The organism is Vibrio sp. 10N.222.52.B7, assembly GCF_041474275.1.
GTDB lineage: Bacteria > Pseudomonadota > Gammaproteobacteria > Enterobacterales > Vibrionaceae > Vibrio > Vibrio crassostreae_C.
The window spans coordinates 38,925-58,010 of sequence record NZ_JBFRTU010000069.1 but is presented as its reverse complement, the minus strand read 5'-3'; the positions used below and the strand labels follow the sequence as shown (position 1 = coordinate 58,010).

At 43.2% G+C, this 19,086-nt stretch carries 17 protein-coding genes; 5 read left to right on the top strand and 12 right to left on the bottom strand.

The genetic code is table 11. The features are described from left to right. Positions 1–2: 2 nt before the first annotated feature. A complete protein-coding gene (locus AB4512_RS17310) occupies positions 3–1,460 on the top strand; it encodes a hypothetical protein (RefSeq protein WP_372052274.1) in 1,458 nt (485 codons plus the stop codon). A gap of 151 nt (positions 1,461–1,611) precedes the next feature. Here the strand turns inward: AB4512_RS17310 and AB4512_RS25510 are convergent, their stop codons facing one another. From AB4512_RS25510 to AB4512_RS17285, 5 genes are all read right to left on the bottom strand, one after another. Then, positions 1,612–3,000, bottom strand: coding sequence for a hypothetical protein (locus AB4512_RS25510; RefSeq protein WP_408063695.1), 1,389 nt, complete (start codon positions 2,998–3,000; stop codon positions 1,612–1,614). Between the two features lie 201 nt (positions 3,001–3,201). Then, positions 3,202–4,599 (bottom strand): Re/Si-specific NAD(P)(+) transhydrogenase subunit beta, encoded by a 1,398-nt coding sequence (gene pntB, locus AB4512_RS17300; protein ID WP_102320801.1) that lies wholly within the window; start codon positions 4,597–4,599, stop codon positions 3,202–3,204. A gap of 10 nt (positions 4,600–4,609) precedes the next feature. Next, on the bottom strand, positions 4,610–6,157 hold the full coding sequence (gene pntA, locus AB4512_RS17295; protein ID WP_136974587.1) for a Re/Si-specific NAD(P)(+) transhydrogenase subunit alpha: 1,548 nt from the start codon (positions 6,155–6,157) through the stop codon (positions 4,610–4,612). Between the two features lie 300 nt (positions 6,158–6,457). After that, the gene (locus AB4512_RS17290) at positions 6,458–6,739 is read right to left on the bottom strand and encodes an HlyU family transcriptional regulator (RefSeq protein WP_004731023.1); all 282 of its coding nucleotides are present in this window, start codon (positions 6,737–6,739) and stop codon (positions 6,458–6,460) included. Between the two features lie 39 nt (positions 6,740–6,778). Next, positions 6,779–7,147 (bottom strand): late competence development ComFB family protein, encoded by a 369-nt coding sequence (locus tag AB4512_RS17285; RefSeq protein WP_017060104.1) that lies wholly within the window; start codon positions 7,145–7,147, stop codon positions 6,779–6,781. A gap of 476 nt (positions 7,148–7,623) precedes the next feature. Between AB4512_RS17285 and AB4512_RS17280 the strand changes: the two genes are divergently transcribed. Then, the gene (locus AB4512_RS17280; RefSeq protein ID WP_032545705.1) at positions 7,624–8,865 is read left to right on the top strand and encodes a GGDEF domain-containing protein; all 1,242 of its coding nucleotides are present in this window, start codon (positions 7,624–7,626) and stop codon (positions 8,863–8,865) included. A gap of 144 nt (positions 8,866–9,009) precedes the next feature. Here AB4512_RS17280 and AB4512_RS17275 read toward each other — a convergent pair whose 3' ends face one another. Further along, on the bottom strand, positions 9,010–10,020 hold the full coding sequence (locus AB4512_RS17275) for a Solitary outer membrane autotransporter beta-barrel domain (RefSeq protein ID WP_029235232.1): 1,011 nt from the start codon (positions 10,018–10,020) through the stop codon (positions 9,010–9,012). Positions 10,021–10,098: 78 nt separating this feature from the next. Beyond that, entirely contained in the window at positions 10,099–11,070 is a 972-nt protein-coding gene (locus tag AB4512_RS17270; protein ID WP_170791831.1) for a diguanylate cyclase, read from the bottom strand. Positions 11,071–11,201: 131 nt separating this feature from the next. Here AB4512_RS17270 and AB4512_RS17265 point away from each other — a divergent pair, with 131 nt between their 5' ends. Further along, positions 11,202–11,639, top strand: coding sequence for a DUF3069 domain-containing protein (locus tag AB4512_RS17265; RefSeq protein WP_017060108.1), 438 nt, complete (start codon positions 11,202–11,204; stop codon positions 11,637–11,639). Positions 11,640–11,950: 311 nt separating this feature from the next. Here AB4512_RS17265 and modC read toward each other — a convergent pair whose 3' ends face one another. From modC to AB4512_RS17245, 4 genes are read right to left on the bottom strand one after another with little or no spacing between them, the layout of a single operon-like run. Beyond that, entirely contained in the window at positions 11,951–13,057 is a 1,107-nt protein-coding gene (modC, locus tag AB4512_RS17260) for a molybdenum ABC transporter ATP-binding protein ModC (RefSeq protein ID WP_017060109.1), read from the bottom strand. Beyond that, the gene (gene modB / locus AB4512_RS17255; protein ID WP_372175236.1) at positions 13,054–13,752 is read right to left on the bottom strand and encodes a molybdate ABC transporter permease subunit; all 699 of its coding nucleotides are present in this window, start codon (positions 13,750–13,752) and stop codon (positions 13,054–13,056) included. Before modB ends, modC begins: the two co-directional genes overlap by 4 nt. Continuing rightward, complete coding sequence (gene modA / locus AB4512_RS17250; protein ID WP_372175235.1) at positions 13,753–14,511, bottom strand: molybdate ABC transporter substrate-binding protein; 759 nt, start codon at positions 14,509–14,511, stop codon at positions 13,753–13,755. Positions 14,512–14,567: 56 nt separating this feature from the next. After that, on the bottom strand, positions 14,568–16,034 hold the full coding sequence (locus tag AB4512_RS17245; protein WP_372175234.1) for a cobyric acid synthase: 1,467 nt from the start codon (positions 16,032–16,034) through the stop codon (positions 14,568–14,570). A 271-nt stretch (positions 16,035–16,305) separates the two neighbouring features. Here AB4512_RS17245 and AB4512_RS17240 point away from each other — a divergent pair, with 271 nt between their 5' ends. After that, positions 16,306–16,698, top strand: a complete 393-nt coding sequence (locus AB4512_RS17240; RefSeq protein WP_017064574.1) for a YgiW/YdeI family stress tolerance OB fold protein — start codon at positions 16,306–16,308, stop codon at positions 16,696–16,698. 98 nt (positions 16,699–16,796) lie between these two features. Next, positions 16,797–17,321 (top strand): hypothetical protein, encoded by a 525-nt coding sequence (locus AB4512_RS17235; protein ID WP_017060115.1) that lies wholly within the window; start codon positions 16,797–16,799, stop codon positions 17,319–17,321. Between the two features lie 137 nt (positions 17,322–17,458). Here the strand turns inward: AB4512_RS17235 and AB4512_RS17230 are convergent, their stop codons facing one another. Beyond that, complete coding sequence (locus AB4512_RS17230; RefSeq protein ID WP_080582218.1) at positions 17,459–19,066, bottom strand: ABC-F family ATPase; 1,608 nt, start codon at positions 19,064–19,066, stop codon at positions 17,459–17,461. Positions 19,067–19,086: the final 20 nt, after the last annotated feature.

Sequence of the window (19,086 nt, the reverse complement as noted above, 5' to 3'; positions counted from 1 at the left end):
CAATGGAACTTACTGACAATAAAGATGATTTTTTCTCTGCAAGAATACCCATGCCGAGCGAAAAACAAGTGCAAGCTGTTGTAGAGGAATATCAAGCATCAATTGATGTGTTTTTCGGCGTGTACAATAAAGAGTCAAAATCGCTACATTGTGACGATAACTTTGATACTTCGGATAAAAACAATCTAGACCATGGCAGAAAGATATTAGTAGCTAGCAACTATGAGGTTTCCGCACTAGCAAGTGAGAATATAGTGCTATTCGATGAACCTACTTTGCTAGCAGAAGTAACGGTATCTCACTTGCCATATGACGAAGCAGCTAGAAATATAAGGCTTATTTCTTATCGTGGGCTCGAAAAAAAATCAATCAGCAAAATTACTGAAAATAAAACGGTAGGAGTTGCAGGTTCAAGGGAATCATACACCGTTTCAACTTTTTCTGTTTACGATTACGTGAATGGTATCATTTTGCCGAAGAAGGCAAGATTTCACTCAGTAAAAGCAGCACCAGTACGAAGTATTGTTGCCAACGTTGGTCACCTTGAAAGACTCCAAGCCGCTTACGCAAAATTGAAACAGTCAGGAACAGAATCAAGCCTATCTTGGCAATCATCTCTTTCAACAGCCAAAGACTTACTGAGAGAAGGAGAGCAACGATTATCTATAGTAAAGTCTGAAATTGAACAACTATCAATTCAGAAAGAACTAACTCAGAACACCTTTATTGCAACCAAAGAAAACGTAGACTCACTGAAAGCTTTAGAGGTTGAGACTCAAGATTCCATCGAGTCAAAAACAGCAGAAGTAAACGAACTGACGAGTAAGTCCGCCGCTCTGTTTCTGGAAATTGATAAACTTGGAAAATCAAGAAAAAGCATATTCGATAATCTAAACAGTGACAGAGATGAGCTAACCGAAATCCGTACGGAGTTAAACGAGGCCAAAAAACAAAAATTACTCACTAATTACGAATCGATAGCCCATACAAAAGAAGCGGGTAAGCAAGCCCTTATGTACTACACTGCCTCAGCTATCGTATTTGCTGCGTTGTGTCTGTTTGTTAAATACTTATACAAAAATGCCATGAGTTTTGAAGAGCTTCTTCCTCAATTGGCGTCAAAAGACCTCAGTTCGTGGGACGTTTTAATAAGTCGTTTACCACTGGTCACAGCTACAACTCTTATCATTGGTACTTTATCTGCCCTACTATTGTTCTTAATACGTCAAATAGTTACTTTAAATAAAGAAAAAATGACGATGTTAAAAGCAGGAATATTAGCTCAACAGGTCGTAGGCACTTTAGCGACTGAAGGAAAAACAGATGAAGAAATAAGACAGATTAGGCAAGGTATACAGATTAAGCTAATTGCTGACGTATTTGACAATCATGCAGAACATGTAAAAGGAAGCTCACCGAAAGATTTGATTGCACTAGCAAAAGCACTTAAAGAGAACTAAACAAGCTCTGTACAAAAAAAGCCCCGATTTATTCGGGGCTTTTTATATCAAGTTCACAATTCCACTTAAAGATGCTCTAAAATCTTAGAGCAACTCGCCTTAGCATCACCAAACGACATAGTAGAGAGCTGATGAAATATTAATCACTACGTTAATCAGTTTCTTTTTCAAGATAAGAGAAAACCTTTAAAGACATGCGCTCACCATTTAGGGCTATTTCGTATTCTTCGCCTGTGTCGACATTGTAATAATGCTCAGTAAATACACTACTGCCTGCACCATCAGGTCGATACTCTTCAACCAGTTTAAATTCATTGTATTGCGTTGCGATAGCGACCGAAAGTTGATAACCATCATCCCAGTGCCCGTGAATGAAGTTCATGTCGAAAGCGTGATTAGACCCATTCCTTGTATCGAAAATAAGTCCTCGTGTTGAGTCATCAATTTCAGCTCTAGTGCACATGAGATAATCTTGCGACGCCACTATGCTATCTCTACTATTAATCCGTTGACCGAAGTAAGTATCAGCCACCTCGCTTACGCTGTAATCATCGATTTCATAAACAATGCATCTCTCAGGTTCAAATGCCATTATGTAGTTACCGCGACTGACACCGCCTCTGGGCATGTATGTAAATTGGGATTCTGACAATTCAACTCCAGATTCGTTAAACGAGACTTTCAAATCCTGAGGCATATAATTCACACTTGTCCAGATGTAAATATCCCCATTCATTACACTTTTTATGTTGATATTTTCTTCGTGCGGTATTATGCCTCGCCCCCCAATTGCACTGATATATTCAACGTAGTTGTCTGAAGGGTCACCTCTGCCTACATCTCCTATCAGTAGTAAAATATTGTTATCTTTATCAACTGCGTAATCAGCGATTTCCTTACCGTCATCCGCTATGTACACTTCAGATACTTCAAAAAATCCCGTTTCCTCATTGAGGTTATGCTGCAATAATTTGTATGGTCGCCAAGTCTCACCTTCGCCCGTATGCTCGATGTAATATAGCGAATCATTATAAGCTACTTTGTTAGTGCTATTGACGCTCGCAAACTCATCAGTGAGCCACAATGCCTGTAATTTACCGTCTCGGAGAATCGGGTGTAGTTCGCCCGTTAGCTTATCTTGGATAAATGCGTATCGACCAACGTACTTGACGTCTTCATAATCGATTGTCGCATTATCAATCTGAACTAATGAATATTTTTTATTGATATCAAAGACTCGAAGAATATCAGGCTCTACGATATCGCATTCATTGATACCATCCTCATCTACTTTACAAGATGGGTTTACAGGGATGCCAACACCTGTATCTGGGTTTATGTGTTCGTACTGGTTAATATCACCGCTTGAATAAGCGGTTCTTGTGTTGCCTTGAACTCGGTCGAATGTTTGATATCCAACTTTCGGTGGTGTTAGGTACTTTAGTGAATCGTTCTCACCATTCCCGTTACTATTGTCACCATCGCTACCGCCACATGCCACCACAGACAGAGATAGTAAACTAGCTATCATTTTCTTCATTTTCTAAGCATCCATACATCTAGATTGGGTTTACATAGATTGATGCTAATTTTGTTGGATTTCGATAACCTATAAACACATGGTTACAATTTAAAATACTAACTCTTGTTATTGTTGACCACCTCACCAAATGCGCTAACTGTTAGATAGAAAAAAGCCCCGCAATAGCGAGGCTTCACATCAGTGGGTCAGCGTACCCACTTATAAGTGCTCTAAAATCTTAGAGCAACTCGACTTAGCATCGCCAAACAGCATCTGCGTGTTCTCTTTGAAGAACAGTGGGTTTTGCACACCGGCGTAACCTGTGTTCATCGAACGCTTGAATACGATAACATTCTGAGCGTTCCAAACTTCAAGTACTGGCATACCAGCAATTGGGCTGTTTGGATCTTCAAGTGCTGCAGGGTTTACGGTGTCATTCGCACCAATTACCAATACAGTATCTGTCTCATCGAAGTCATCGTTGATTTCGTCCATTTCTAGAACGATATCGTAAGGCACTTTCGCTTCAGCAAGCAGTACGTTCATGTGACCCGGTAACCTACCAGCAACTGGGTGGATACCAAATCGAACATTAATGCCCTGCGCTCGTAGCTTCTCAGTGATTTCATGCACTGGGTATTGTGCTTGAGCTACTGCCATGCCGTATCCAGGAGTGATGATTACTGACTTAGAGTTTTTCAGCATATCAGCCACATCTTCAGCTGATGTTTCGCGGTGTTCACCTTGCTCTTCATCGCCATCAGACACAACCACTTCTTGGCCGAATCCACCAGCAATAACGCTGATGAAAGAGCGGTTCATCGCCTTACACATAATGTAAGACAGAATCGCACCCGACGAACCAACCAATGCACCAGTTACGATAAGCAGATCGTTTGCAAGCATGAAACCTGCCGCTGCTGCTGCCCAACCAGAGTACGAGTTCAGCATAGAGACAACTACTGGCATATCTGCGCCGCCAATCGATGCCACTAGGTGGTAACCGAATGCGAATGCGATAAGTGTCATCACCATTAGTGCGAACATGCTGCCGTCTGCTTTAACGAACATGATCATCAGCAGTGTAGAAACTACGATAGCCGCTAGATTCCACTTGTGCTTATGAGGGATGTTCAATGCAGACGAAGAGATAACGCCACGAAGCTTACCAAACGCAACAATAGAACCCGTGAACGTCACCGCACCGATAAACACGCCAAGGAACACTTCCACTAGATGGATAACGTGCTCTGCATGAATATCTGCAGGGTTGATAGAAACAGCAGCAGGTGGATCGATGTAGCTGTTGTAACCTACAAGTACTGCAGCCATACCTACGAAGCTGTGCAGAATTGCAACCAGCTCTGGCATTTCAGTCATTTCTACTTTTCTTGCGTAGTGGATACCAATACCACCACCGATCACCATAGCAATGATGATCCACACAATACCAGCAGAGTGAGGGCCAAAGATCGTTGCGATCAACGCGATTGCCATACCCGTGATACCGTAATAGTTACCTGCACGCGCAGATTCCTGTTTCGATAACCCAGCCAAGCTCATAATAAAGAATACAGCAGCAACAATATAAGCTGCTTGTACTAATCCTTCAGACATCTGTTACTCCTTAGTCTTTACGGAACATTTCAAGCATACGTTTGGTCACGGTAAAGCCACCAAAGATATTGATACTTGCAATTAATACGGCAATAAATGATAAGAACGTGACGACGCCACTTCCTTGTCCGATCTGTAACAGTGCACCTACTACAATGATGCCTGAAATCGCGTTAGTCACGGACATCAAAGGCGTATGCAGAGAATGGCTTACATTCCAAACTACGTAATAACCCACCACACAAGCGAGAACAAAAACGGTAAAGTGAGATAAGAACGCAGCTGGAGCAACCGAAGCTACCCAAGCGAATGCACCAACAGCTACCGCCATACCCGCCACTTTCTTAATTGGAGAAACAGGTTCTTCAACTTTAGGCTCTGGTTTGGCCGCTTTTGGCTTAGCTTGTTGTGGTTGAGCTGAAACTTGAATTGGTGGAGCTGGCCAAGTGACCTCGCCCTCTTTAACCACAGTAACACCACGCAGAACAACATCTTCAAAGTCGATTTTGATGTTGCCATCTTTCTCTTTGCAAAGCAGTTTCAGAAGGTTAACTAGGTTCGTTGCATACAGTTGAGATGATTGAGTCGGCAGTCGACCAACCATATCAGTGTAACCAACCACCTTCACACCATTAGCCGTTGTAATGACTTGATCCGCAACCGTGTATTCACAGTTACCGCCATTGGCCGCCGCAAGGTCTACAATCACACTACCTGCACTCATGCTGTCTACCATCTCTTTGGTAATCAGCTTCGGAGCCGGGCGACCTGGAATCAGCGCCGTTGTAATGATGATATCAACGTCTTTTGCTTGAGCTGCATAAAGCTCTTCCGCTTTCTTATTGAATGCTTCAGACATCTCTTTTGCGTAGCCGTCACCAGCACTGGTATCTTCCTTGAAATCCACTTCCAAGAATTCAGCACCCATCGACTCAACTTGTTCTTTAACTTCAGGACGAACATCGAATGAACGAACGATTGCACCTAAGCTACCCGCAGCGCCGATTGCCGCTAGGCCAGCAACACCAGCACCTGCAACCAGTACTTTTGCTGGCGGAACTTTACCCGCAGCCGTAATCTGACCCGTGAAGAATCGACCAAACTCATGCGCCGCTTCAACAACAGCACGATAACCCGCGATGTTTGCCATAGAACTCAATGCATCTAACGCCTGAGCTCTTGAAATTCGTGGTACAGAATCCATCGCCATCACGTTGATGTTACGACTGGACAATTGTTCCATTAATTCTGGATTTTGGGCAGGCCAAATAAAGCTGACCAATGTTGCGCCATCTTTAAGAAGATCGATTTCATTTTTAGACTCGTCAACGATCGGAGCGTTAACTTTAAAGATAATATCGGATTTCCAAGCTTCATCTGCGGTGACAACTTTTGCTCCAGCTTGTTCATAAGCTGCATCTTCAAAACTTGCTAACGCACCTGCTTGTGATTCAACACAAACTTCAAATCCTAATTTTAGAAGCTGTTCTACCGATTTCGGCGAAGCAGCGACTCGCGTTTCACCAGCGAGCGTTTCTCTTGGTACACCAATTTGCATAGCTATTCCTTGACTATTGGCACGAATGACTTATTCGTTTGTATCTAACGACAACTAATACTTCAAGCGTTTTGTTCAAAGAACAGGAAAAGTTATTACTTATAACGATTTGGATGGAGTTTGAGCGCTTCATTTGGATAAATGACGACCGTCTCGAACGAAGAGGTCAAACCACTTGCAAATAATCCTTTTAATAACAACCTACTAGCTGTTCTTTGTCCCTAAAACTAAAAAGAGCTTTCAGCATATACACTGAAAGCTCTCTAAATTATGACCAACATCAATTCTAACCCTAATTGGCTAGCTAAATATATTGTCGCCCATTTGGTCGATGAACATCTGCGATTTTTTGAGCATCAATTCGTCGGCATCTTGTTTGTTTGAAACAACATCTGAACGAATAAAACGGTGAGTTTTGATTTCACCATCGAATTCTTTCTCGATTCGCCCAGCAACACGGTATTGACCAGACTCTGCAATGGCATCTTGATAGATATTGAAACCCTTATATTCGACTGGCTCAATCTCTACTTTTTGTTCGGTTTTTTCTTTGCCACCAAATAATCTAGAAAAGAATCCCACGTTTTTTACTCCTTAAATGACCGTATTCACCCTAAACTATCATGACTGTTTACGGTTCAACAACGGCTTTTCATACCATTGCAATTCTACGTCATCGTCAAAATTGTGTTGACTAAATATAACAGGCACATTGTCATCACGTTCACGTCTTCGATCGTCAATAATCATACTTTCTGCATTTTTGACCGCGATCTCACTATTGCGTTTATAGAGCACCAATTTGTCTTCTGGCAATGCTGACAGAAAATCGATATCAAAACGAATATAGATAGGTTTTAGCTGACCCAAAGCCAAGCACGCGAGATCGGCCAACTGTTCGTTGGTATAACTAGACACATATTCCTCGGTAGCCAATACATGACCGACCAGAGTTTCCATATAGTTATGTACATCAACACTAATTTGCATACCACACCTCCATTTGTAGCGGTTTTTCTAGTCGCAGTCGCTTCTAAAGTCACTTGAAACCATGCAATTCCTAATAGCTTTCTATAACTCAGTTATAGGTTTTACTGTCCATAGTTGAAACTTAGGCATTATTTAATCTTACTCTGACTTCATTACAGATCTTCGTCGCTTAATGAAAAGGTCACTCAATGATAACTGATCATCAAGCCCTTTAAGTGACAGCGCCAACGTAAGAGCAGCAGAGCAGATTTTGTTAAGTATCTATAACGACTAATTAATTTCTCATATATACTGTGTAGTTCGTTCTAAGGTTAATAGCAACTCAAAATACATATAAAAATGATTGCACCAATAGCGACCTATGACTATGTTTTTGCTCTAATTTAGGCAAAAAGCTTGGCAATCGCTTGTTTAACCGTATCCTACGCATAGTATTAAATAATAAGATCATCAATATAGTTAGGCTCACCACATAAATGGCATCATCTTTTGTAACGTCGAGCATGTTTCGATTTTGCTTCCCTTTAGTCCTGTTAACAATTTTGCTCGTTGGTATGGACAACGTCATTCTCGTGACGGACTCAAATTTAGGGTTTGCTAGCAACCTCCCTTACATTTTATTGAGCGTTGCGGTTCTGCTATGCCATACGTTCAGACAAGGTCGAATGGCGATGGTATCGGTGACCATGCTTGTCGCTTATCTGATCATCCAAGTTCGCTTACAAACGCCTCTCAATACTGGCACAACGCTATTAGAGCTCTCGTTACTTGCGGCATTAGTACCTGTCACTTGCTTACTTGTTTATGCCTTCCCTGATAACGGCGTAAACTCAAAGTCGATGCTGCTCTACGCCATCGTTCTTGTTCTGTTTATGGTGTGGGCACAATTGATCGTCTCTCACTTCCATGCCGGCGGTTTTGAATCATGGAGTGATGGTCTTCTATTTATTGTCAGAGACTTCTCCAAACTGCCTTTTGTTTTGGTGTTGTATAGCCTTTGCTTACTTGGCCTTACTGCCATTCTCGTGTTGGTGTATAACCGCTCTATCGATGTTGTGGTTTATAGCGCTATCCTGCTTTCTTCTTGCACGTTCATCTTCTTCGACGTTCAGTACATCTCGAGCACCATGTTCTCGTTGTCAGGCACGTTGATCATCGTCTATGTCATGTCCGCTAGTCATGATATGGCCTTTAATGACCAACTGACTAACATTCCAGGTCGACACGCCTTAGAAGTCGATATGAAGCACTTAGGGCGTAAGTATTCGATGGCGATGGTCGATATCGATCACTTTAAGCAATTCAACGACACCTACGGCCATGACATTGGCGACGATGTGTTAAAACTGGTGGCGCGTATTCTGAGGGAAACCACAGGCGGCGCTAAAGCTTATCGCTATGGTGGAGAAGAGTTCACGATTATCTTCAAAGGCAAACATTCGGAACAAGTTAAAGAGCACCTTCAAGCTCTGATTTCCGAAGTTCAAAACTACGACATGACGATTCGGAATAGCCATGAGCGCCCCGACGATCATGAAGTGGGTATGAAAAAGCGTGGCAAGAACGGTAAACCATCGGAAGTGGTGAATGTGACGGTGAGTATTGGATTGTCTGATAGTACAACCACCAGACATCCTGAAGAGGTATTGAAGCTTGCTGACCAAGCGCTGTATAAAGCGAAAGAAACCGGTCGAAACAAATTATGTATTGACCGTTAACGATGGTTAAAAGCTAAAGATATTAAGTACTAGAGATCTAAATAGCTTAAGCCATTAATAGCGAACTGCTTCAATAACTATCACTTCCAAGTTCAACGAGCCTCATTGATTTGAGACCGTATGGGCTTAACTGGAAAAAAGAGCTTAATCTTGGTTGAAGAATATAACCAAGCTGCCACCTTTTAAGCTACTTCCGTAGTTAATCGTAAAACCTATTCCCACGTTATCGACCCACTCATTAAACAGGTTTGGGTTAAGCAACCAACCAACACTGCCCTCGTAGTAAGATGTGGTGCCCATAGATGCCACGGTGTCACCACCAATATCAATTCGTCTTATACTCGAGTACATCGAAGTGATGTTCTTATCCCAACGCACGAGATCATAGAAAACCTTGGCTTCATTGGCGATATACCACCCTTCAGGATGACCGACATTGCCATTATTCGCCTCGCCCCAGCCGATGCCATTAAAGTAATGCCAACTGGTGCTCAATTTATACTTTCCCCAGTCATTCTTATCTTCGTACATCAGCTTGATTTTAGGCTCGATGATGTAAGCCCAAGCATCAGTATTGAGATATACGCCATCCAGTTGGTCTTGAATAGGCTTTAGCAACGAAGCGCGATATTCATAATCATTGCGGTAGTAAGAGATGTGGTTACCGATTGCAGAGCTGAAGCTCCAATATTCGTCTAGCTGGGACACATTCGCGAATTCGACGTAGCCAGACACTACCGACTCTTTTTGAAAATCGTTTCTGTTTGCTGCCGCGTACTCGACATCGTTCTCGATTCGCAATGCAGACAAGCGTAGCGTCACCTCTTGATGGTTGTCTTCGATGTAACTTGGTAATTCAAATGTGTAAGGCAAACTCAGGGAGGTGATGTTTTGGCGACGACTTACCGAATCATTCGAACCGATGTCTTCATTGTCCAAACTAAACACTTTATTGGGGTCAAAGTTATTGATACCAAAAGTGAAAACATCGGTGTCGTTGAGCAATACACTGGTGGCAAAGCTCTGCTCTAGATCCTTTCGAAAAAGATCAGATAGCGTATTGGCATTAACAGTGGTCGCCAAAGCGGTAAAAAATAGAGGAACCGCAAGCGTCCAAGATGTGTTAGTCATAGAAAATGACTTCGAATGTGGCATTTCTTTTATCACTTAAAGCACTTCCTAGCTCAAACGCTATTAGAAGTATAAATTCAAATATCGAAAAGAGCTCGCCAACTAACGCGCAAGCTCCAAAATGTTACGTTGTACAAAGGTATTTCTACCACTTTGCTTCGCTTGATAAAGCGCTTGATCGACCTTTTCGTAAATAGACGCAATAGATTCGCCACCTTCTGGCACAAATGACAACACACCTTGTGACGCTGTCACTCTATCCGATACCGTTGAGTGTTCATGAGCGTAGTTCATCTCATGCAATGCCTCTTTAACTCGAGTCGCGTGTACCTTAGCGCCTTCACTGTCTGTATCGCTAAGAATCAGAACAAACTCTTCACCGCCATAACGACCTACAAATTCTCCCGCACGAACAAACAGCTGTTTCAAGGTATTAGCAAGCCCTTGTAAGCACTTATCCCCTTGAATATGACCATAATTATCGTTGTAAGGCTTAAAGAAGTCTACATCTAGAAGTATGACTGTCATGGATATATTACGTCTTCCGTGCCACGCTATGCTCTCTTCAAGCTTAGTATCCATATATCGACGGTTATACAATTTGGTCAGGCCATCTTCGTTGGCTTGTTGCTGCAGAAGGATGTTCAGTTCTTCGAGTTTGGCTGTGCTTTGTTTTAGCTCTCGTCTCATGTGCGCGATACGTTGCATCGCAATCAGCTTAGAATTCAAAACAACCTTGTTTACTGGCTTGATCAGGTAATCATCGCCACCAGCGTCAATCGCTTTTGCGATCATCTCAGGTTCTTCGTGACCACTAAGAAAGATGATGGGAACCCATTCTGGGAATCGGCTTCGAACTTCATTCGCCACTTCAAAACCATCCATATCAGGCATGCTGATATCAAGTAACACGAGTTCAGGATCAAAATCAGAATAAACACTCAGGGCTTCTTTTCCGCTACCGACAGCTTCTACAATATGACCCAGTTGCTTGAGTCGGATAGCAAGTTGCATCCTGTCTAGTTGAACGTCATCAACCAGCAATATGCGCATTGAAGATCCCTTTTCTATCATCACATCACCTTTATCTAGTGTTGAATATTCAAAGTAGCTCAAATTTGGGCTTAAATCATGCCCTAATCTCTATATTAGATTGACTTTTTTACAGATCTTTTTAGCATTGTTTCTTTTTAAAGAGAAATACTATGTCAGACGCTACAAACAACGAACAACAAGAAATCGATTTAACCACCATCTCACCAGAACTTCGTCAAGTTATCGAATTTGATGGCGTACCAAAAGAGATGCACTTTATGGTTACTTCTATTCACGAAGTGTCTGAAGAAGCAGTACGCGAAGCTTGGGATAGTCTTCCAGCAAGCGCACAAAATGTTTTAGACAACTTCGAGCAGTTCCACGCTCTAATCTCAGTTAGCCAAGCTTTCGCTGGTGTTAACGTGATGGAAGAGTTCCCTACTCTTAAACTTCCAGAAGACATGTCTGACGAAGAAAAAGAAGAGTACCGTGCTCAACTGCTAGACCAAGTTCTACACAACTGTGTAAAAGACATGGTTAAACAAATCAAGAAAGCTCGTCGTGATGCAATCTTGAAGCGTGATTTCAAAGAAGTTTTTACTAAGTAAGTCGCTAGTCGCCTAAACTAGGCTAAGCGCTAACAGTACTACTTAGAATTAAGCCGCATGTTTCTTTAAACACGCGGCTTTTTTATATCCGCTATTTTCTGTTCGTCGATCGTTACGTCTGTATGTTCTTGTTGCTAATGTTCATATGATTCGACAAATCATATGCTTTAACACTCATATAGTGTGGCGCAAAACTGGCAGTTATACCGTATAAAAATGACGCATGTATCCATTCATGGAATCAAGACCGAATTTTCAGAACCTATAACAGGCAGTATCGCGGCAATATCGAAAAACTGACCTTGTCAGGTTTAATGCGTTACCGCGATATCTCTTTGAGCGACACTCACACCTTTAATTTGAGCGTAAACACGCTGCCCGATTTCTAGATTTAACTCATCCAGCGCCCACAATGTAATGGTTGCCCATAGGTAGCACCCAGACTCTAACTCTAGCTCGACCTCGACACTCTGCTTATTTGTGCCTTGTTGGTGCGTCTCTACGCTTTTAATGGTGACAGGAAGGATGTTACGTATAGAAGTCCCTTTCGGCCGTTCTAGCGTGATAGAGACATCATTTGCCCTAACTTGCAGCCTCACTGTCGTACCAAGCTCACTCGATACTTTCTGAACCCATAACGACGTCGACTTTCCTAGCATCAGGCGAGACAGCGCATAATCGTCATTGTGTTCCGCTAATGTCGCTTCAAACAACGAGCTTTGCTCTGAGAAAGATTGCCAAGGTTGCATGGCTCTCGATGCCCACACCTCTTCCGTCACACCCGACGAAATCACTTTGCCTTGGTCAATAATCACAAGGTGATTTGCCAAGCGTAAAATTTCATTGAGGCTATGAGTGACATAGATGATCGGTATTTGGACGGTTTCGGATAAGTTTTCCAGAAATGGCATCACTTCGCGCTTACGAGGCAAGTCGAGAGACGCTAAAGGCTCATCCATCAACAAAATGCTCGGCTTTGATAACAAAGCGCGGCCAATCGCCACACGTTGCTTCTCACCGCCAGACAAACGAGCTGGGTATCGGTCAAGCAATGAACCCAAAGACAACAGCGAGACTATTTGCTCAAAGTGCGCTTGATCGACGCTTTTCATACCGTATTTAAGGTTCGCTGCCACCTTCATATGTGGAAACAATCGCGACTCTTGGAACACATAACCGACGTTGCGTTTGTGAGTCGGCAAATTAATGCCATTTTCACTATCGAACAGTGTGGTTCCAGATACGCTGATCAGACCTTTATCGGGCTGTTTAAGGCCACTGATTGCATTGATAAGTGAGGTTTTACCCGCGCCAGAACGACCAAAAATTGCCGTAATGCCGCTACTTGGTAATTCCAAGTCGATATCAAAGAACGTTTCACCAAGTTGTTGTTGATATTGGAGGATCAAAGCACTCATGCATTGCCTCCCAAGCGTTGTGCTGACTTTTTGTTGAGCCACTCAGATAGCATCAATGAACCCAGCGCTATCACAATAGAAATGACACACAAACGCGCGGCTTCCATTTCAGCGCCAGGGGTTTCAATAAAGGTATACATAGCCAAAGGAATGGTTTGAGTTTCACCGGGAATATTTGAAACGAAGCTGATGGTCGCGCCAAACTCCCCTAGGCTTCTTGCGAATGAAAGCATGGTGCCGGTAATGACCCCTGGGATCATCAAGGGTAAAGTGATCGTGAAAAACACACGAAGAGGTGAAGCGCCTAATGTAGCAGCCGCCTCTTCAAGCTTACTGTCTACGGTTTCTAGGCTCAATCTAATAGAGCGAACCATCAGCGGCAACGCCACAACCACACAAGCGAGTGCCGCGCCCTTCCAGCTAAAGCTGAATACAATACCAAACACGTCATTGAGCCACGAACCTATGATACCTTGCCTGCCCATCATCACTAGCAGTAAATAGCCAATAACTACAGGTGGAAGTACCAGAGGTAAATGGATAATGCTCTCAACAATGCTCTTACCTACAAATTGTTTCTTAGCAAGTAGCCATGCTAAGCCAATACCGATAGGGATAAGCCATAAGATTGCAAACCCAGCGACTTTTAAGCTCAGCATTAAGGCTTGGTATTCGTATTCCGATAAATACATCATTTAACGCACTTCAAATCCAAAACTGTTCAAGGTGTCTTTCGCTTTTTCGCTCTTTAGGAAAGTATAGAACTCTTCTGCCACAACTTTATCACTCAACTTCGCTACAGGGTAACGTATTGGTGTGTGCAGTTCTGATGGGAAGGTCGACACTAGGTTTACTTCTTTAGAAAGCAACGCATCCGTTTTGTAGACAATGCCAAGCTTAGCTTCACTGCGCTCGACTAAGGCTAAGGCCATACGAACATTGTTACTTGGTGCCAATCGAGTTTTCACATCGTCCCATACACCTAACGTTTCTAACGCTTCTTTTGCATAGATACCAGCAGGAACCGACATGGTGTTACCCACTGCAAGCCTTTCATTAGTAAGCAGTTTAGCCCATTGTCCACCTTTTGATAGGTCTAACGTTACCGATGTCTCTTTAGGAGCAATCAGCACCAGTTCGTTTTCACATAGGTTTGTGACATTGTCACTATAAACCAATTTACGATCGACTAAATGCGTCATCCATTTCTCATTTGCCGAGATAAAAATGTCTGCTGGTGCTCCTCTTTCGATTTGTCGCACCAAAGACGACGTACTCGCGTACACAGGAATCACATCGACAGAATGGTCTTTCTCAAACTCTTCAACCAACAGATTAACCGCATTGGTCATCGACGATGCAGCGTAAACTCGTAGCTTTTCCGCAGCAAAAAGATGACTAGAACTCAATGCCGAAGTTAAAGCCATGGTTAAAAGGAAGACTCGCTTTTTCATTGTTATCACTTATCTATTGTTCGTTTAAGTTCTTTAGCTAACTTCTAAATGGCGGCTTAAGCTGTTAACTCTGGCCAAAGCAGATCAAGATTTAAGTACTCTTCGATGGCATCAGCGATTCGATTAATACCCAGCTCTTTAAGCTGTTCGTGGTCAATCGCGGTCACATCGTTGGCTCCTGCCCATTCGCAAATAAGCGACAACGCATCACTGTTGTCGAATACGCCATGCAAGTAAGTACCAAAAATCGAGTTATCTTGATTCACAGCGCCATCTAGGCTGCCAGATTCTAACTGAACCGGTAAGGCTGTTTCTTTGACATCAGTCCTACCTACGTGGATTTCATACCCTTTTACTTGTGCTGTTTTGCCATCCAGCGTCATGGTGCCGCGTACGTTGGTTAAGGTTTTCTGCTGTGTAAGGGTTGTTTCAGTATCCAGATACCCTAACCCTTCGCTGCTGCCGGGCGCGCCTTCAACACCATCAGGATCGTGGATGATGTTACCTAACATTTGGTAGCCGCCACAGATACCCATCACTTTGCCGCCTAAGCGCAGATGGCGTTGAATATCTTTATCCCAACCTTGTTGCTTTAGGTAGTCCAAATCTGCCCTTACCGATTTTGTACCCGGCAAGATAATTAAATCAGCGTTGTTTACACGTTCACCTTTACCGACATAACGTAAATCAATTGAAGGATTCAATCTTAACGCGTCAAAGTCTGTATGGTTGCTGATTCGGGTTAGCACGGGCACCACCACCTTAAGCTTAGCTTCTCCGTCAGACTCTTGAGCAGAGGTAATGGCATCTTCCGCTTCTAAGTTAAAACCATGCAGATATGGCAACACACCAATGACTGGCTTACCGGTTTTTTCCTCTAGCCAATCTAGGCCAGATTGAAGCAGTGCGATATCGCCTCTAAAACGGTTTATCACAAAGCCTTTTACGCGAGCTTGTTCAGATTCAGACAACAAAGCTAATGTCCCGTAGAGATGCGCAAAAACACCACCACGGTCAATATCAGCAACGATGATCACAGGGATGTCCGCTTTCTCAGCAAATCCCATGTTAGCGATATCATTTTCACGAAGATTGATTTCGGCTGGGCTCCCCGCACCTTCAATCATCACGCTTTCATATTCTTCAGAAAGTCGAACAAACGAATCGATAACTGTATCCATCGCCACTTTCTTGTAATCATGATAACCCGTCGCTTCCATGTTGCTCAGCGCTCGGCCTTGCAAAATCACTTGCGCGCCGGTATCTGAGTTGGGCTTTAGCAATACAGGGTTCATGTGAACGGTTGGCTCTATATTACAAGCTTGCGCCTGAACCGCTTGAGCACGGCCAATTTCGCCACCATCTTTTGTCACAGCACTGTTCAACGCCATGTTTTGTGGCTTGAATGGTGCCACTTTGATTCCTTTCCTTGCCAAAACACGGCATAAGCCTGCCACCAAAACACTTTTCCCGGCATCTGACGTTGTCCCTTGAACCATAAGGGCACTTAATGGTGCTCGCATTTGTACTTAAATCCTTAATTTCTTAATTTATAGCTATGGGCAATCTCTCTCTGCCTCCATCTTATCGTCATTGCCGAGTAGATGCTCAATAAAATGAATGGAAAATGAATGTGTTACTCACTCTGGATTCAACCCCAGTGTTGTTTAATAGCTCCATCGAAACAAAGCTTGTGAACGATAACAGGCGACTAAACAAAAAACGTACTAACGAAAAGAAACGTTTCAAATTCAGAAAAACGTTTCTACTAAAAACAACATTAAGGGATTCACCATGAAAAAAACTGTATTAGCTATCGCATCTACTATTATCCTTGCTCCTACTTTCGCAATGGCTAGTGACCACAACAGCAATAATAATGTCAACAGCAAGCACGAAAGCGCTATTGCTTATACTGGCCCAATTGAAACCGTTTCTGTTGCGACACTACTTGCCGACACAAGCATGTTCGCAGAGCAAGAAGCAATTGTGGATGGCAAGATCGTTCGTCAACTTAAGAATGACACGTTTGTCTTCTCTGATGGCCAGAGTGAAATTCAAATCGAACTTGATGATGATATCCGCCTAGCACAACCACTGACCGCTGATACAAAAGTTCGTATCTTCGGTGAATATGAAGGTGGTAAGACACCTGAAATCGAAGTGGACCACATCCAGGTTCTATAAGCGATTAATATAAAAATACCGACTTCAAATAATTGGCCTGCATATTGCAGGCTTTTTTGTATTATACTGCCGCAAAATACAATTTATATGGAGTCACCATGCTAGGTTGCACGAATAAGACTGTCCTTTTAGGACTCGCTGCACTGTGTTCATTCTCTGCGTCTGCAAACAACTTTAACTACAACACATTCGAGCTGCGCATGGGTACTAGCCCAAGTACTTTCGGTGGTGAAGTCACAACAATGTTCACTCAGAACTCTCATTTTGTTGCTCGTATCGATTCAGAATTTGAAAGTGATTGGGATGCAGCGGTAGGTATGGGATTCAACGGCCCAATCAGTCAATTTGCTGACGTTACTGGCCAAATGTTACTGCACAACATTGAACGGAATGACGATAACCACATCAAAACAGAAATTAACCTTGGCTTGAGAGCTTGGTTAATGGCAAACGTTGAAGTTAACGCACGCCTTGGTCAACTGATCGACAACGATGACACTCGTTCAATTTTGGGTATCGGTGCTCGTTTCCATTCAACTGATCAACTGTCTGTTGGTCTTGATATGCGCAATAACGGCACATATGGCCACCAAATCTTAATGTCGGCTCGATTCGGATTCTAATCTAGATTTCAATTACTGAGTAATAAATAGCTAAACGTATTACATAGAAAAGCCCCGAACATATTAATGTTCGGGGCTTTTTTGTTTGTTAGTTTCGCTGGCTTTTAGTCGTTCACGACCTGAGCCAGCGACTTGCTTTATAAGCTAACCATCAGCATCTTTTTCTGGTGATCTAAGTACTCTTCATAAGTACCTTGGAAGCTCACTAGCTGTTGATCTTTTACATCGATGATGTGTGTTGCTAATGAAGAAACGAACTCTCGGTCATGGCTTACGAAGATAAGCGTGCCAGTGTAAACCTTCAACGCGTCGTTCAGGGCTTGGATTGCTTCCATGTCCATGTGGTTGGTTGGTTCGTCCATTACAAGCACGTTGATGTCTTGCATCATTAGCTTGCCGAATAACAGACGGTTCTTCTCACCACCAGAACAGTTACGCGCTTTTTTGTTCGCATCGTCAGCAGTAAACAATAGGCGACCTAGAATGCCACGTACCATAAGGTCATCGTGCTTCACTGTGCGCCATTGTGAGATCCAATCGAAGATGCTCAGGTCGTTATCAAAGTCAGACGTACTATCTTGTGGGCAGTAGCCTACAGATGCGTTTTCAGACCATTTTACGATACCTTCGTTTTGCTCTAGCTCTTGAACTAGGCAACGTAGCAGCGTGGTTTTACCTACACCGTTCTCACCGATAACCGCAAGACGAGTACCCGCTTCAAGCAGCAAGTTACCACCGGCAAACAATGTTTCGCCATCGAAGCCGTGACCAAGGTCTTGAAGTTCAAGCGCTTGACGGTGTAGTTTCTTACCTTCGCCAAAATCAATAGATGGGCTCATACGGCTCGATGATTTCACTTCATCAAGCGTGATCTTATCCATTTTCTTGGCACGAGAGCTTGCTTGTTTTGCTTTAGATGCGTTAGCACCAAAACGGTTTACGAAATCTTGAAGCTCGCTGATTTCAGCCGCTTTCTTAGCGTTGCTTGCTAAAAGCTGTTCACGAATCAAGCCAGATGCTTCTAGGAAGTACTCGTAGTTACCAGGGTAGACACGTAGCTCACCGTAGTCGATGTCTGCCATGTGTGTACACACAGAGTTCAGGAAGTGTCTATCGTGCGAAATGATGATCATTGTACATTTACGCTGGTTTAGCTCTTCAGCAAGCCAGTTGATCGTGTGAATGTCCAAGTTGTTGGTTGGTTCATCAAGAAGCAGGATATCTGGGTTTGCAAACAGAGCTTGTGCCAATAGCACACGCAGTTTCCAACCTGGAGCTACTTGCTGCATCAAGCCGAAATGGAACTCTTCTTCAATACCCGCTTGAATTAGGATGTCGCCAGCACGGCTTTCTGCTGTGTAGCCATCCATTTCCGCGAATTCACTTTCAAGTTCTGCGACTTTCATGCCGTCGTCTTCGCTCATTTCTGGCAAAGAGTAAATGCGGTCACGTTCTTGTTTTACTTCCCAAAGTTTTCTGTCGCCCATGATCACAACGTCGATAACGCTGTACTGTTCGAAAGCGAACTGATCTTGGCTTAGCACACCCAGTTTTTCTCCTGGAGTGATAGAAACGTTGCCCGAGCTTGGCGTTAATGCGCCACTTAGGATTTTCATGAACGTTGATTTGCCGCAACCATTAGCGCCGATCAAACCATAACGGTTGCCGTTACCAAATTTAGCAGAGATGTTTTCAAACAGCGGCTCTGCGCCAAATTGCATTGTGATGTTCGCGGTAGATATCAAAGAACTAATTCCTAAGCGTG

What these genes read in the sequence shown, in the direction of transcription:
- AB4512_RS17310 (WP_372052274.1), top strand. Translation starts at nt 3, where the DNA reads ATGGAACTTACTGACAATAAAGATGATTTTTTCTCTGCAAGAATACCC.
- AB4512_RS25510 (WP_408063695.1), bottom strand. Translation starts at nt 3,000, where the DNA reads ATGAAGAAAATGATAGCTAGTTTACTATCTCTGTCTGTGGTGGCATGT.
- pntB (WP_102320801.1), bottom strand. Translation starts at nt 4,599, where the DNA reads ATGTCTGAAGGATTAGTACAAGCAGCTTATATTGTTGCTGCTGTATTC.
- pntA (WP_136974587.1), bottom strand. Translation starts at nt 6,157, where the DNA reads ATGCAAATTGGTGTACCAAGAGAAACGCTCGCTGGTGAAACGCGAGTC.
- AB4512_RS17285 (WP_017060104.1), bottom strand. Translation starts at nt 7,147, where the DNA reads ATGCAAATTAGTGTTGATGTACATAACTATATGGAAACTCTGGTCGGT.
- AB4512_RS17280 (WP_032545705.1), top strand. Translation starts at nt 7,624, where the DNA reads ATGGCATCATCTTTTGTAACGTCGAGCATGTTTCGATTTTGCTTCCCT.
- AB4512_RS17275 (WP_029235232.1), bottom strand. Translation starts at nt 10,020, where the DNA reads ATGCCACATTCGAAGTCATTTTCTATGACTAACACATCTTGGACGCTT.
- AB4512_RS17270 (WP_170791831.1), bottom strand. Translation starts at nt 11,070, where the DNA reads ATGATAGAAAAGGGATCTTCAATGCGCATATTGCTGGTTGATGACGTT.
- AB4512_RS17265 (WP_017060108.1), top strand. Translation starts at nt 11,202, where the DNA reads ATGTCAGACGCTACAAACAACGAACAACAAGAAATCGATTTAACCACC.
- modC (WP_017060109.1), bottom strand. Translation starts at nt 13,057, where the DNA reads ATGAGTGCTTTGATCCTCCAATATCAACAACAACTTGGTGAAACGTTC.
- modB (WP_372175236.1), bottom strand. Translation starts at nt 13,752, where the DNA reads ATGATGTATTTATCGGAATACGAATACCAAGCCTTAATGCTGAGCTTA.
- modA (WP_372175235.1), bottom strand. Translation starts at nt 14,511, where the DNA reads ATGAAAAAGCGAGTCTTCCTTTTAACCATGGCTTTAACTTCGGCATTG.
- AB4512_RS17245 (WP_372175234.1), bottom strand. Translation starts at nt 16,034, where the DNA reads ATGCGAGCACCATTAAGTGCCCTTATGGTTCAAGGGACAACGTCAGAT.
- AB4512_RS17240 (WP_017064574.1), top strand. Translation starts at nt 16,306, where the DNA reads ATGAAAAAAACTGTATTAGCTATCGCATCTACTATTATCCTTGCTCCT.
- AB4512_RS17235 (WP_017060115.1), top strand. Translation starts at nt 16,797, where the DNA reads ATGCTAGGTTGCACGAATAAGACTGTCCTTTTAGGACTCGCTGCACTG.